Source organism: Streptomyces sp. NPDC028991 (assembly GCF_055564775.1).
This window is the reverse complement of record NZ_JBVHVP010000001.1, coordinates 604119-618517: the sequence shown is the minus strand read 5'-3', so window position 1 is coordinate 618517 and position 14399 is coordinate 604119. Positions and strand designations below refer to the sequence as shown.

Below are 14399 nucleotides of genomic sequence, written 5' to 3'. Positions count from 1 at the left end.
GCACGGTCCGCGCTCTCGGGAGGATCTGCCATGACCGCCAGTACCGCCAGTCTGGAGCAGCTGCGCCGCTGCCACTTCGCCGTCGATCTGGGCGCGGCGCGGACCCGCGTGTACGTCAAGGGTGCCGGGCTCGTCGTCGACCAGCCGTCCGCCGCCGCGGTCAACACCCGCACCGGTGCGCTCATCGCGGTCGGTGAGCTCGCGGAGAAGATGACCGGCCGCACCCCCGCCTACATCCGCGTCGTCCGGCCCGTGTCGGGCGGCACCGTCGTCGACATCGAGATGGCCCAGCGCATGCTGCGGCATCTGCTCGGTGACAAGATCCGCCGCGCCCTGCGCCGCAAGCCCCGGCTGCGCGCCGCCGCCTGTACCCCGCACGACGCCGATCCGCTGGCCCAGCGGGCGGCGATCGAGACGCTGGTCGGGCTCGGCGCCCGCCGCGTGGAACTCGTCGACACGCTGATCGCCGCGGCGGTCGGCTGCGGGCTGCCCGTGGAGCAGCCCGAAGCGACCATGATCATGGTGTGCGGGGCGCACGCCACGCAGGTCGCGGTGCTCTCCCTCGGCTCGATCGTGACCGCCGAACGCATCCCGGTCGGCGGTGAGGCCGTGGACCACGCGATCGTGCAGCTCCTGCGCCACCAGCACGAGCTGGTGCTGCCCAGCCAGTCCGTGCGCCCGCTGCAACTCGCCCTGTCGGGCAACGGGCTCACCGCGCAGGGACCGGCGTCCACCGAAATCCACGGACGGGACGTGGCGACGGGGCTCGCCCGCAGCGTGCGCGTCGACACCGCGACCGTGCGCAACGCCATCCAGACGCCGCTCACGGCCGTGCTCGACGGCATCGGCAAGGTGCTCCGGGACTGCCCGCCGGACCTGGTCGCGGACCTCGCCGACCGCGGGATCATGATGGTCGGCGGGAGCGCGCTGCTGCCCGGTTTCGACCAGATGCTCCGTCAGGCCACGGGCATGCCGGTGCACATCGCGGAGCGGCCCGACGTCTGCGCGGTCCAGGGACTCGGCACCATGCTGGAGGGCCGGGTCGAGCCACTGTCCCTGAGCCCGACGTCGTCCGACTGATCCACCGCCGACCGGACCGGACCGATCGCCGGCGCCAGTGCGGGCGTGATCCTGCAGCCGACCGCCGAGGGCGGCATGGAGATCGTGACCGCCTCCGCCTCGACGCCCGAGGACCCGGACGGCATCGTCGGCGCGGCCATCGCGCCCGGCAGCCCCGTCCTGGAGCAGCTCCTTGGCGGTGAACCGGTGTTCGTCGCGGACTCGGCGGCCGGTCCGCGCATGACGACGCGCGTACGGCACCGGTTCGGGCCGAACATGATGCTGCCCCTGCGGGCGGGCGGCCGGCTGATCGGTACCCTCGCCCTCCCCGCCGCCGCGGCGACCGCCCGTACCCGGCCGTCGAACGGCTGCACGCCACGCAGTTCGCCTCGCAGCCGGCGCTCGCCCTCGTCCTCGCCGACGCCCGGCGCGGCCGGGAGCGCCTCGCGGTCTGCGAGGACCGCGACCGCGTCGCCCGGGACCTGCACGACCTGGTGGTGCGGCGGCTGTTCGGCACCGGGCTGATGCTGGAGTCCACGCAGCGCCGCCCCGGCGCCGAGGACGTCCGCGACATCCTCGGCCGGGCGGTGGACGAACTCCGGTCCACGGTCCGGGAGGTCCGTACGACGATCTTCGCGCTGCGGCAGCCCCCGGCGGGCCCGGCGGCCGGCCTGCGCGGCCGGGTGCTGCGCGAGACCGCGTCCGCCGCCGTCCTGCTCGGCTTCCCGCCGTCCACGCACTTCACGGGCGCCGTCGGCACCCGTGTACCGGACCGGGTCGCGGACCGCCTGCTCACCACCCTGCGCCACGCCCTGGCCGACGCGGCCGGGCGGCCGGGCGGCCGGGCGTCTCCCGGGTGGAGGTCACCGTCGACGCAGCCCCCGCCTCGCCGGACGGCGGGAGCGGCGTACGGCTGACGGCCGGCGACGACGGCGAGACCGGCGGGACGGGCGCGAGCGACGGGAAGGGGACGAGCGACGGGAAGAGGACGACGTTCACGTGGTGGTCGCCGCTGTGAGCGTGCGGGTGCGGGATCCGGGCCGGAGCCGGCGGACAGCACCTTTACCCAGCGGTGCGCCGGGCATTCCCCGGCGCCGGGTGTAGTCCGCGATCCGGCGGGCAGGCGCACCGACAGCGGCGCCGGACAGCCGCGGACCGGGTACGCCCCGGCCGCCGGTCGGTCCGACGGCGACGGGGGCTGTGTGACGTTCGCGAACGTCTGACAGGGACCAAGCAAGGACGGACGGACAAGGCGGTGACATGACCCCATCGGCACCACCACGTCTGGCGGGGAGGCCGACCGCCCTGGTCATCGACGGCCGGGTGGACGCCGGACGGGCGCTGCTCGTCCCGCGTGGAGAACTCGTCCACGGGTGCGTGGACGTCCTGGCCGAGGCCCTGGCCACGCTGCCGAGCGACGTCGAGCGGGTCGACCTGGACATGGGCGACGTGGCGTTCATGGACACGGCCGGGCTGCAGTTCCTGGACCTGCTGGGCGGCTACAGCCACCGGCAGGCGGTGCCGGCGACGGCGACGAACTGGCGCGGCCAGCCGCTGCGGGTCCTGGAACTCACCGGCCTGGACACCACCGACCCCCTGCGCGCCTCGTCCCACCGGCCGGAGCCCGGGCCGCGGCCCGCCCCCGCCGCCCCCGCCGCGGCCGCCTCGGCGGTGGCGGCGGAGCGCTGCGAGCGGCTGCACGTCCTGCAGGAGGAGGTGGAGCAACTGCGCCAGGCGATCGCGTCCCGCCCGGTCATCGACCAGGCCCGGGGCGTACTCATGGCGCTGCACGCCTGCACGTCGGAAGAGGCGTGGCACATCCTGCGGGAGGCCTCCCAGCTCTCCAACACCAAGCTGCGCACGGTCGCCGCGGCCGTCACCGCCAGCGCGGAGAGCGACGGCCCGCCCCCGCCCGCCGAGGTGCGCACGGCCCTGCGGACGGCCCTGGACCGGCTCGGCCGCTGAGTGGTGCCCCGGGGCACGGACGGGTACCCGGCCCGAAACCCCGTCCGTCAGCAGGAGGCACCACGATGAGCCCGAGCGAGCAGACCCCGTCCCAGGCGGAGGGCGAGCGCGACGACGAGCGGGACGACGCCCCCGACCCGCCGCACACCACTCCCTCCCAGGCGGAGGGCGAACGAGACGACGAGGACGCCGAGGACGCCGAGGACGGCCGGTAGCGCGACTCACGCACTGTCTCCCCGGCGGTCGTGTACGCCTTGGCCGGCAACGGGCCGGTCGGCGATCCCTGCGACGAGCGGAGGAAGCCCGCCCCGACGAGGTTTCAGGCGCCACCGCAGGTGAAAACGTTCCTGCGCCAAGGGGCTGTGGTGGGGCGGGTGGGACTCGAACCCACGGCCGGCGGATTATGAGTCCGCTGCTCTAACCGGCTGAGCTACCGCCCCATAGCGGCGTGTCGCGTACACGTGTGCGCGCCGTCTGCCGCAGCATAGCCGCTCATACGATCTCCTGCCTCGGATGGTCGGCTACCGCGACGCCTTCATGACCTTGAGGACTCCGCAGCGTGCCGCGCGGTTCCCGGACATGAAAAAGGACCCCCGGCGGGGTCCTCGTTCACCATGCTCCCCCGACTGGACTCGAACCAGTAACCTGCCGGTTAACAGCCGGCTGCTCTGCCAATTGAGCTACGGAGGACCGAGCTCCTCGGACTGGACTCGAACCAGTAACCTGCCGGTTAACAGCCGGCTGCTCTGCCAATTGAGCTACCGAGGAATGTCTCGTTGCATCGAACGCATCCACCTGGGTATCCGCCAGGGGGCGCGCGCTCGCTGCGACACATACATTAGCGCAAGCAGGGGGGTGCTCCGCCAATCGGTACTCCCCGGCACCTCAGAGGCAGAGCAAGGGAAGGGTGGCCGCCATGCGTTACCGGCTCACGTTCGTCGTCGGACTCGCGGTGGGATACGTGCTGGGCACGAAGGCCGGACGGGAGCGTTACGAGCAGTTGCGCAAGTCCGCCCGCCAGGTCGCGCAGAACCCCGCCGTGCGCAACACCGCCGAGTCGGCGGCCCAGCAGGGCAGGCACTTCGCCGACAAGGCCTACACCGCGGTGAGTGACAAGGTCGGGGACCGGATGCCCGACTCGGTGGCCCAGCGGGTCCGCTCCCTGCGCGAACGCAACGCGAACGGCAGCGGCGCGGACGACTGGGGCACCAGCAACACCTGAGGCGGATGCCTCCGCCGGGTCCCGTGCCCCCACCGGGTACGGACACCGCTCCCGGTGCGGCAGAATTTCGGGTATGGGGATAGTCGCCGGGTTGGACAGTTCGCCCGATTTCACTCGTATCGTCGTCTGCGATTCGGACACGGGCGCCGTGCTGCGCCAGGGCTACGCGCCGCACCCGTTGGAGAGCCCCGAGGGCGGGGGCCGTCCCGCAGACGTCGATCCGCAGGCCTGGCTGCTCTCCCTCGGGGAGGCCGCCGGCGGCGGGCTGCTGGAGGGCGTGCAGGCCATCGGCGTCTCCGCACAGGCGAACTCGGTCGTGCCGCTGGACTCGCAGGGCAACACCGTGCGCCCGGCCATGGTGGGCGGCGACAAACGCTCCCAGGTGGCGGCGGCCGACCTGATCGACGCGCTCGGCGGGCGCGAGGCGTGGGCGCAGGCCGTGGGCTGTGTGCCGCAGGCCGCGCAACCGGTGACCAAGCTGCGCTGGCTGGCGAGGAACGAGCCCGAGGCCGCGGCGCGGACCGCGGTGCTGCTCCAGGCCCACGACTGGCTGGTCTGGCAGCTGCTCGGGCGACCGGTCAGGAGAACCACCGACCGGGGCGGAGCCTCCGGGACCGGCTACTGGTCGGCGGCGAGCAGCGGCTACCGGCCCGATCTGGTCGAGCTGGCGCTCGGGCACCAGGTGATGCTGCCGGAGGTGATCGGCCCGGCCGACGCGGCCGGTACGACGCCGGAGGGCCTGCTGATCTCGGCCGGAACCGGTGAGACGCAGGCCGCCGCCTTCGGGCTGGGGATCGGGCTGGGCGACGCGGTGGTGTCGCTGGGCGCGTCCGGGTCCGTCATGGCCGTGCACACCGAGCCGCTCGTCGACCAGTCCGGCATGATCACCGCGCTGGCCGACGCCACCGGCATGCACCTGCCGGTCGTGACCACCCTGAACGCCGTACGGACCCTGCGGGGCGCCGCCGAGCTGCTCGGCACGGGGGACCTGGAGGGCCTGTCCGAGCTGGCGATGAAGTCGACGCCGGGCTCGCACGGGCTGGTGCTGCTGCCCTACCTGGAGGGCGAACGCACTCCCAACCTGCCGCACACCGCCGGCACGCTCGCCGGACTGCGGCGCGAGTCGATGAAGCCGGAGCATCTGGCGCGGGCCGCGTTCGAGGGCATGCTGTGCGGTCTGGCGGACGCCCTGGACGTGCTGCGCGGCCGGGGCGTGGACGTACGGCGGGTCTTCCTGCTGGGCGCGGCGGCCGAGCTGCCGGCCGTGCAGGCGGCGGCGCCCGCGCTGTTCGGGACGCAGGTCGTCGTGCCGCAGCCGGCGGACTACGCCGCGATCGGCTCCGCCCGGCAGGCGGCCTGGGCGCTGGGCGTGTCCCAGGGCACCCTGGACCCGCGCACTCCCCCCGTCTGGCAGGGCGCCGTCGCGCAGGTGCTGGAGCCGGGCGAGGAGCTGGCGGTGGGCCAGGCGGTGCGCCAGCAGTTCGTGTCGGTGCGGGAACAGACGCATCCAGGGGCGCTGCACACGCAGGGCCGCCCGTAAGGCCGGAAGCAGCGCGCCGTTGGGTTAATCGGTTGAGGTAACGCGGGTGGAGTGTCCGACGATAGGGGCCAGGGGCAACCATCCGCCCCGTCGCCGACTCCGAGAGACCCAGTGTGCTCATACGACTCCTGCGGACCTATCTCAGGCCCTACCAGAAACCCATCGCCCTGCTGGTGGCGCTGCAGTTCCTGCAGACCTGCGCCTCCCTCTACCTGCCCACGCTGAACGCGGACATCATCGACAACGGTGTCGTCAAGGGGGACTCCGGCTACATCCTGAGCTACGGCGCCCTGATGATCGGCATCTCGCTGGTCCAGGTGGTGTGCAACATCGGCGCCGTCTACTACGGCGCCCGGACCGCGGCCGCGCTCGGCCGGGACGTGCGCGGTGCCGTCTTCGACCGGGTGCAGTCCTTCTCCGCACGCGAGGTCGGCAACTTCGGCGCGCCCTCGCTGATCACCCGGACGACCAACGACGTGCAGCAGGTCCAGATGCTGGCCCTGATGACGTTCACCCTGATGGTGTCGGCGCCCATCATGTGCGTCGGCGGCATCGTGATGGCGCTCGGCCTGGACGTGCCGCTGTCCGGGGTGCTGGTCGCGGTCGTGCCGGTGCTGGCGGTCTGCGTGACGCTGATCGTGCGGAGGCTGCGGCCGCTGTTCCGGGCCATGCAGGAGCGTCTGGACACGGTGAACCGGGTGCTGCGCGAGCAGATCACCGGCAACCGCGTCATCCGCGCCTTCGTGCGCGACGAGTACGAGCAGCAGCGCTTCCGGAAGGCCAACGCCGATCTGACCGATGTCGCGCTGGGCAGCGGCAACCTGCTCGCGCTGATGTTCCCGGTGGTCATGACGGTGGTGAACCTGTCGTCGATCGCGGTGGTGTGGTTCGGCGCCCACCGGATCGAGAGCGGCGGGATGCAGATCGGCGACCTGACCGCGTTCCTCGCCTATCTCATGCAGATCGTGATGTCCGTGATGATGGCCACCTTCATGTTCATGATGGTGCCGCGCGCCGAGGTGTGCGCCGAGCGCGTCCAGGAGGTCCTGGACACCGAGAGCAGTGTGGTACCGCCGCCGGCGCCGGTCACCGAGCTGCGCCGGCACGGGCATCTGGAGATCCGGGGGGCCGGTTTCCGCTACCCCGGTGCCGAGGAGCCGGTGCTCCGGCACATCGACCTGGTGGCCCGGCCGGGCGAGACGACCGCCGTCATCGGCTCGACCGGCAGCGGCAAGTCCACGCTGCTCGGGCTGGTCCCCCGGCTGTTCGACGCCACGGACGGCGAGGTGCTGGTCGACGGGGTGGACGTGCGGACCGTCGATCCGAAGACGCTGGCCAAGGTCGTGAGTCTGGTGCCGCAGAAGCCGTATCTCTTCGCGGGCACGGTCGCCACCAACCTGCGCTACGGCAATCCGGACGCCACGGACGAGGAGTTGTGGCACGCGCTGGGTGTCGCGCAGGCCAGAGACTTCGTCTCCGGACTGGAGGGCGGGCTCGACGCGCCGATCTCGCAGGGCGGCACCAACGTGTCGGGGGGCCAGCGGCAGCGCCTCGCCATCGCCCGCACCCTCGTCCAGCGCCCGGAGATCTACCTCTTCGACGACTCCTTCTCCGCCCTCGACTACGCCACCGACGCCGCGCTCCGTGCCGAGCTGGGCCGGGAGACGGCCGAGGCGACCGTGGTGATCGTGGCGCAGCGGGTGGCGACCATCCGGGAAGCGGACCGGATCATCGTGCTGGACGAGGGACGGGTGGTCGGCATGGGCCGGCACCACCAGCTGATGACGGACAACGAGACCTACCGGGAGATCGTGCTCTCCCAGCTGACGGAAGCGGAGGCTGCCTGATGGCCGGGCCTGCGGGTCGCATGATGGCCGGGGGCGGTCCCGACCAGCGTTCGATGGACTTCAAGGGGTCGACCAAGCGGCTCGTCGCCCGGTTCCGGCCGGAGCGGGTGACCCTTTACACCTTGCTGGCGTGCCTGGTCGTCAGCGTCGGCCTCAACGTGATCGGGCCGAAGATCCTCGGCCGGGCCACCGACCTGATCTTCGCGGGGATCGTCGGGCGGGACATGCCGGCCGGGGCGACGAAGGAACAGGTCCTGGACTCCATGCGCGAGCGCGGCGACGGCAATGTCGCCGACATGCTCCGCAGCACGGACTTCGTCCCGGGCCAGGGCATCGACTTCGGTGCCGTGGGCGAGGTGCTGCTGCTCGCGCTGGCGACCTTCGCCGTCGCCGGGCTGCTGATGGCGGTGGCCACGCGGCTGGTGAACCACGCGGTCAACCGGACCGTGTACCGGATGCGGGAGGACGTGCAGACGAAGCTGTCGCGGCTGCCGCTGTCGTACTTCGACAAGCGCCAGCGCGGCGAGGTGCTCTCCCGTGCCACGAACGACATCGACAACATCGGGCAGACCCTCCAGCAGTCGATGGGCCAGCTGATCAACTCGCTGCTCACCATCATCGGCGTGCTGGCGATGATGTTCTACGTCTCCTGGATCCTGGCGCTGGTGGCGCTGGTGACCGTGCCGCTGTCGTTCGTGGTGGCCACGCGCGTGGGCAAGCGGTCGCAGCCGCAGTTCGTACAGCAGTGGCGCTCGACGGGGCAGCTGAACGCGCACATCGAGGAGATGTACACGGGACACGCGCTGGTGAAGGTGTTCGGGCGCCAGGAGGAGTCGGCGCAGCAGTTCGCCGAGCAGAACGACGCGCTGTACGAGGCCGGCTTCAAGGCGCAGTTCAACAGCGGGATCATGCAGCCGCTGATGATGTGCGTGTCCAACCTGAACTACGTGCTCGTCGCGGTGGTGGGCGGTCTGCGGGTGGCCTCGGGCTCCCTGTCCATCGGTGACGTGCAGGCCTTCATCCAGTACTCCCGGCAGTTCTCGATGCCGCTGACGCAGGTCGCGTCGATGGCGAACCTGGTGCAGTCGGGCGTCGCGTCCGCGGAGCGGGTCTTCGAGCTGCTGGACGCCGAGGAGCAGTCGGCGGACCCGATCCCGGGCGCCCGGCCCGAGGACCTGCGCGGGCGGGTGGCGCTCGAGCACGTGTCGTTCCGGTACGACCCGGAGAAGCCGCTGATCGAGGACCTGTCGCTGAAGGTGGAGCCGGGCCACACGGTCGCCATCGTCGGCCCCACGGGCGCCGGCAAGACGACGCTCGTCAATCTGCTGATGCGGTTCTACGAGGTCTCCGGCGGGCGGATCACCCTGGACGGCGTGGACATCGCGAAGATGTCCCGGGACGAGCTGCGGGCCGGTGTCGGCATGGTGCTCCAGGACACCTGGCTGTTCGGCGGCACCATCGCGGAGAACATCGCGTACGGGGCGTCGCGGAAGGTCACCCGCGGCGAGATCGAGGAGGCCGCGCGGGCCGCGCACGCCGACCGGTTCGTGCGGACGCTGCCCGACGGCTACGACACCGTGATCGACGACGAGGGCACGGGGGTGAGCGCCGGTGAGAAGCAGCTCATCACCATCGCGCGGGCCTTCCTGTCCGACCCGGTGATCCTGGTCCTCGACGAGGCGACGTCGTCCGTGGACACCCGTACCGAGGTACTGATCCAGAAGGCCATGGCCAAGCTGGCGCACGGGCGCACGTCGTTCGTGATCGCGCACCGGCTGTCGACGATCCGGGACGCGGACACGATCCTGGTGATGGAGGACGGGTCGATCGTCGAGCAGGGCGCGCACACCGAGCTGCTGGCGGCGGGCGGGGCGTACGCACGGCTGTACCAGGCGCAGTTCGCGCAGGCGGTGGCCGAGGTGGAGTAGGAGGTGGGGTGGGGGGTGGGGGCTCAGTCCAAGTAGCCCCTCAGCTGGTCCGCGAAGGTGTGGTCGCGGAGTTTGCTGAGGGTCTTGGACTCGATCTGGCGGATCCGCTCGCGGGTCACGCCGAAGATGCGGCCTATCTCCTCGAGCGTGCGGGGGCGGCCGTCGACCAGGCCGTAGCGGAGCTGGACGACCTTGCGCTCGCGTTCGCCGAGGGTGGAGAGCACCGCCTCCAGGTGCTCGCGCAGCAGCAGGAACGCGGCCGACTCGACGGGGCTGGCGGCGTCGCCGTCCTCTATCAGGTCACCGAGGGCGACGTCGTCCTCCTCGCCGACCGGGGCGTGCAGCGACACCGGCTCCTGGGCTAGGCGCAGCACCTCGCCGACCCGCTCGGGGGCCAGGTCCAGGTGGGCGGCGACGTCCTGCGGGGTGGGCTCGCAGCCGCGCTCCTGGAGCATGCGCCGCTGGACGCGGACGACCCGGTTGATCAGCTCCACGACGTGGACGGGGACGCGGATGGTGCGCGCCTGGTCGGCCAGCGCCCGGGACATGGCCTGGCGGATCCACCAGGTGGCGTAGGTGGAGAACTTGTAGCCGCGGGCGTAGTCGAACTTCTCCACGGCCCTGATCAGGCCCAGGTTTCCCTCCTGGACCAGGTCGAGCATGGTCAGCCCGCGTCCGACGTAGCGTTTGGCCACGGACACGACGAGCCGCAGGTTCGCCTCGATCAGGCGGCGCTTGGCCAGGCGGCCCATGACGACGAGCCGGTCGAGGTCCAGGGCGAGCCGGCTGTCCAGGTCGACGGCGAGCCGCAGCTTCTCCTCGGCGAACAGTCCGGCCTCCACACGCCGGGCGAGGTCGACCTCCTCGGCGGCGGTGAGCAGCGGGATCCGGCCGATCTCCCGCAGGTACTGCCGGAACAGGTCGGAGGAGGGCCCGCCGGTCTCCGTGCGGGTGGGGGGTGGGGGTTCGGCCGGCTCGGGGGCGTCGGCGGGGACGTCGGCCGGGTCGCCCGGGTGGCCGGCCGCTTCGGGGGCGTCCGCCGCGGGCGGCTCCTCCGGCCGGTTCCCGGGGTGGTGCACGGCGCGGTGCTGCGCGGGCATCGCGACGAGGACGCCGCTCTCCGCGTCCGGCTCCGCGCCGTCGGTACTGGTGTCGGTCTGGGTGAGGGTCTGGGTCTGCACGGGGGCGACCTCCAGGATGGACGCGGCCGGCGGGGGGCCGGCGCGGTACTTCGGGGCGGAGCCGGCTCGCTCGCCGCTGTCCGCCCCGTACGCGTTGAACGCGGCCGCGGGGACCGGCGGCCCGCCGGGACGGATCGGCTGCGCTCCGAGGACTCGGGCACCGCCCCCAGTGTGGGGTACGACACATCACCGCCACGAGGGGCGTGCGGTGACTTTTTGCGTCCGGCTCGTGACCCGGCGCTGCCTCGCGGCCCGTCCTAGAGCGCGGCGGCGCCGTGTACGCGCAGGGTCTGGTCGTACTGCTGGAGGACCCACAGTTCGTTCTGCACGGCGGCCAGCTCGGCGGGGTCGCCGTGGCCGGTGAGGCGGGTGAGGCGGCCCGTGATGTCGCGGATGCGGCGCTCGACGGCCCGGCGCCGGACGGTGACCAGCTGGGCGCCCGCGTAGACCTCGTCGACGTCCTTCACGCCCCGGTGCAGCATGATCGCCTCGACCGCGAGCTCGGTGACCATGGCGCGGACGGCGTCGTCCGGGGCGGCCTCGCGGACGCGGACCAGGTAGTCCTGCGGGTCCTGGACGCCGGCCTCGGCGCCGCCGGCCTCCATGATCGCCTCGCGTACGGCGGCGTAGGGCGGGGCGGTGAACTCGTCGACGCCGTACGCGTCGAAGGCCGGGGAGACCAGCTCCGGGCGCTGGAGGGCGAGCTTGAGCAGCTCGCGTTCGGTGGCGAAGACGGGGTTGCGGAGGTTGAGCGCCGGACCGCCGCGGGGGCCCGGGCCGGCCGGGGCCGCGTACTGCTGCGGGGCGCCGCCGCTGCCGCGCCGCTGCCGGTCGGGGGCGGGTCCCTTGCCGCCGCGGTCGCGGGCCCAGCGGGCCAGCTGGGCGATCCGCTTGACCACGAACTGCGTGTCGAGGATGCCGAGCATGCCCGCGAGTTGCACGGCGACCTCGTGCTGGGCGCCGCTGTTCTTGATGCGGGCGACGACCGGGGCGGCCTCGTCCAGTGCCGACGCGCGGCCGGCCGGGGTGTCCAGGTCGTAGCGGCTCACGATCTGGCGGAGGGCGAACTCGAAGAGCGGGGTGCGCGGCTCGACCAGGTCGGCGACCGCGTCGTCGCCCTTGGCCAGGCGGAGGTCGCAGGGGTCCATGCCGTCGGGGGCGATGGCGATGTAGGTCTCGGCGGCGAACTTCTGGTCGTCCTCGAAGGCGCGCAGGGCCGCCTTCTGGCCGGCCGCGTCGCCGTCGAAGGTGAAGATCACGCGGGCGGAGCCGTTGTCCATCAGGAGGCGGCGGAGGATCTTGATGTGGTCGCCGCCGAAGGCGGTGCCGCAGGTCGCGATGGCGGTGGTGACGCCGGCCAGGTGGCAGGCCATGACGTCCGTGTAGCCCTCGACGACGACGGCGCGGCTGGCCTTCGCGATGTCCTTCTTCGCGAGGTCGATGCCGTACAGGACCTGGGACTTCCGGTAGATCGCGGTGTCGGGGGTGTTCAGGTACTTCGGGCCGTTGTCCGACTCGTGGAGCTTGCGGGCGCCGAAGCCGACGACGTCGCCGCCGATGTCGCGGATGGGCCACATCAGCCGGCCGCGGAAGCGGTCGATGGGGCCGCGGCGGCCCTCCTGGGCGAGCCCGGAGAGGATCAGCTCCTTGTCGCTGAAGCCCTTGCCGCGCAGGTAGCGGGTGAGGTGGTCCCAGCCCTGGGGGCTGTAGCCGACACCGAAGTGCTCGGCGGCGGCCTGGTCGAAGCCGCGCTCGGCGAGAAAGGCGCGGCCGGTGTCGGCCTCGGGGCCGGCCGCCAGCTGCTCCGCGTACCACTGGGCGGCGATCTTGTGGGCCTCGACCAGGCGGATGCGTTCGCCGCGCTGGTGGGAGGGGTTGTACCCGCCCTCCTCGTAACGCAGCGTGATGCCGGCCTGGCCGGCCAGGCGCTCGACCGCCTCCGAGAAGGTGAGGTGGTCGATCTTCATCACGAACGTGATGGTGTCGCCGCCCTCCTGGCAGCCGAAGCAGTGGAAGAACCCCTTGCTCGGGCTGACCTGGAAGGACGGGGACTTCTCGTCGTGGAAGGGGCACAGCCCCTTCAGGTTGCCGCCGCCCGCGTTCCTCAGCTGGAGGTACTCGGACACCACGGCGTCGATCGGGACCGCGTCCCGTACCGCCTTCACGTCCTCGTCGTTGATCCGTCCAGCCACGCCTGAAGTCTACGGGGCGCCACCGACATGCCCGGGCGCGGTGACCTGCCCCGGCGGTCGGCGGACCGACAGCTACGCGACGAGGCTTTCCAGGGGCACGTGCGGGTTCGCGAGCGCCTCCGTGTCCACCCGGGCCTTCGAGCGGATCAGCTGCTGGATCGGCTCCGTGACGTCCCACACGTTCACGTTCATCCCGGCCAGCACCCGGCCCTCCTTCACCCAGAAGGCGATGAACTCGCGCTTCGCCGCGTCCCCGCGGATCACCACCTGGTCGTACGACCCCGCGGGCGCCCAGCCGGAGTACTCCATGCCCAGGTCGTACTGGTCGGTGAAGAAGTAGGGCACGCGGTCGTGGGCGAGGCCCCTGCCGAGCATCGCGCGGGCGGCCGCCGGGCCGCCGTTCAGGGCGTTGGCCCAGTGCTCCACGCGCAGGCGGGTGTCGAAGAGGGCGTGGTGGAAGGAGGCCGCGTCACCGGCCGCGTGGATGTCGGGGTCGGAGGTGCGCAGGTTCGCGTCGACGACGATGCCGCCGCCGTGCGCGCGGTCGGCGATCTCCAGACCCGCCGCCTGGGCCAGCGCGGTGCGCGGGGCGGCGCCGATCGCGGCGAGCACGTCGTGCGCGGGGTGCTCCTCGCCGTCGTCGGTGCGGGCGGCCAGCACCATGCCGTCCTGGCCGATGATCTCGGTCAGCCGCACCCCGAAACGGAAGCGGACGCCGTGCGCCTCGTGCAGCTCGGCGAAGACGGCGCCCAGCTCGGGGCCGAGTACGCCGTGCAGCGGGGTCGGTCCGGGCTCGACGACGGTGACCTCGGCGCCGTACTCGCGGGCCGCCGCCGCGACCTCCAGGCCGATCCAGCCGGCGCCGGCGATCACGAGGTGGCCGTTGTCCCGGCCGAGGGAGGCGAGGACGCCCTTGAGGCGCTCGGCGTGGGCGAGTCGGCGGAGGTGGTGGACACCGGCGAGGCCGGTGCCGGGGACGTCGAGGCGGCGCGGTTCGGCACCGGTCGCGATGAGCAGCTTGTCGTACTTGACGTGGGTGCCGTCGTCGCCGTAGTGGACGGTCTTGGCGGCGCGGTCGATCGCGTCGACGGTCTGGCCGAGGTGCAGTTCGATGTCGTGCCGCGCGTACCAGGCGGGTTCGTGTACGAAGACGCTGTCGCGTTCCTCCTTGCCGAGGAGGTAGCCCTTGGACAGCGGCGGGCGCTCGTAGGGGTGGTCGCGCTCGTCGCAGATGAGGATCACCCGGCCGGTGAAGCCCTCCGTGCGGAGTGTCTCGGCCGCCTTCGCGCCGGCCAGGCCGCCTCCCACGATGACGTAAGTCTGATCCGCGTCGACCACTTGTTTGCCTCCTCGTCAGGGTGCCGCCACATGCGAGCGTCCCGCACGTGGCGTGGTGCGGGAAGAGGGAGTGACCCGATCAGGCCATGGAGGGTCGTGTTTCGCGGGCTTCGGGGCCTGTCGGGTC

The 14399-nt window shown here is 72.3% G+C and carries 9 protein-coding genes, 3 tRNA genes and 2 pseudogenes; 8 read left to right on the top strand and 6 right to left on the bottom strand.

The window, feature by feature from the left end; translation table 11 throughout:
• Positions 1–30: 30 nt before the first annotated feature.
• The 4 genes and pseudogenes from ACZ4V1_RS02695 (at position 31) to ACZ4V1_RS02680 (ending at position 3239) form a co-directional block, all read left to right on the top strand.
• Positions 31–1080 (top strand): rod shape-determining protein, encoded by a 1050-nt coding sequence (locus tag ACZ4V1_RS02695; RefSeq protein WP_468328358.1) that lies wholly within the window; start codon positions 31–33, stop codon positions 1078–1080.
• Positions 1081–2077, top strand: a pseudogene (locus ACZ4V1_RS02690) (GAF domain-containing sensor histidine kinase); the annotation flags it as partial.
• Between the two features lie 242 nt (positions 2078–2319).
• On the top strand, positions 2320–3024 hold the full coding sequence (locus ACZ4V1_RS02685) for an STAS domain-containing protein (protein ID WP_468328356.1): 705 nt from the start codon (positions 2320–2322) through the stop codon (positions 3022–3024).
• Positions 3025–3089: 65 nt separating this feature from the next.
• The gene (locus tag ACZ4V1_RS02680) at positions 3090–3239 is read left to right on the top strand and encodes a hypothetical protein (RefSeq protein WP_468328354.1); all 150 of its coding nucleotides are present in this window, start codon (positions 3090–3092) and stop codon (positions 3237–3239) included.
• A 148-nt stretch (positions 3240–3387) separates the two neighbouring features.
• Here ACZ4V1_RS02680 and ACZ4V1_RS02675 read toward each other — a convergent pair.
• The 3 genes from ACZ4V1_RS02675 to ACZ4V1_RS02665 form a co-directional block, all read right to left on the bottom strand.
• Positions 3388–3464 (bottom strand) — tRNA-Ile (locus ACZ4V1_RS02675).
• Between the two features lie 177 nt (positions 3465–3641).
• Positions 3642–3714 (bottom strand) — tRNA-Asn (locus tag ACZ4V1_RS02670).
• A gap of 5 nt (positions 3715–3719) precedes the next feature.
• Positions 3720–3792: transfer RNA gene (locus ACZ4V1_RS02665), tRNA-Asn, on the bottom strand.
• Positions 3793–3940: 148 nt separating this feature from the next.
• Between ACZ4V1_RS02665 and ACZ4V1_RS02660 the strand changes: the two genes are divergently transcribed.
• From ACZ4V1_RS02660 to ACZ4V1_RS02645, 4 genes are all read left to right on the top strand, one after another.
• The gene (locus ACZ4V1_RS02660; protein WP_055416777.1) at positions 3941–4246 is read left to right on the top strand and encodes a YtxH domain-containing protein; all 306 of its coding nucleotides are present in this window, start codon (positions 3941–3943) and stop codon (positions 4244–4246) included.
• Positions 4247–4319: 73 nt separating this feature from the next.
• Positions 4320–5786, top strand: coding sequence for a xylulokinase (locus tag ACZ4V1_RS02655; RefSeq protein WP_468328351.1), 1467 nt, complete (start codon positions 4320–4322; stop codon positions 5784–5786).
• Between the two features lie 113 nt (positions 5787–5899).
• The gene (locus ACZ4V1_RS02650; RefSeq protein ID WP_468328349.1) at positions 5900–7633 is read left to right on the top strand and encodes an ABC transporter ATP-binding protein; all 1734 of its coding nucleotides are present in this window, start codon (positions 5900–5902) and stop codon (positions 7631–7633) included.
• On the top strand, positions 7633–9561 hold the full coding sequence (locus ACZ4V1_RS02645) for an ABC transporter ATP-binding protein (protein ID WP_468328347.1): 1929 nt from the start codon (positions 7633–7635) through the stop codon (positions 9559–9561). The genes ACZ4V1_RS02650 and ACZ4V1_RS02645 overlap by 1 nt, the downstream gene beginning before the upstream one ends.
• Before the next feature lie 23 nt (positions 9562–9584).
• On the opposite strand, the pseudogene ACZ4V1_RS02640 reads toward ACZ4V1_RS02645, so the two are convergent.
• From ACZ4V1_RS02640 to ACZ4V1_RS02630, 3 genes and pseudogenes are all read right to left on the bottom strand, one after another.
• A pseudogene (locus tag ACZ4V1_RS02640) lies at positions 9585–10833 on the bottom strand (RNA polymerase sigma factor); the annotation flags it as partial.
• Positions 10834–10999: 166 nt separating this feature from the next.
• Positions 11000–12934: a DNA primase gene (gene dnaG, locus ACZ4V1_RS02635; protein WP_468328345.1), complete on the bottom strand. Its 1935-nt coding sequence runs from the start codon at positions 12932–12934 to the stop codon at positions 11000–11002.
• 72 nt (positions 12935–13006) lie between these two features.
• On the bottom strand, positions 13007–14272 hold the full coding sequence (locus ACZ4V1_RS02630; protein WP_468328343.1) for an NAD(P)/FAD-dependent oxidoreductase: 1266 nt from the start codon (positions 14270–14272) through the stop codon (positions 13007–13009).
• Between the last annotated feature and the right edge of the window lie 127 nt (positions 14273–14399).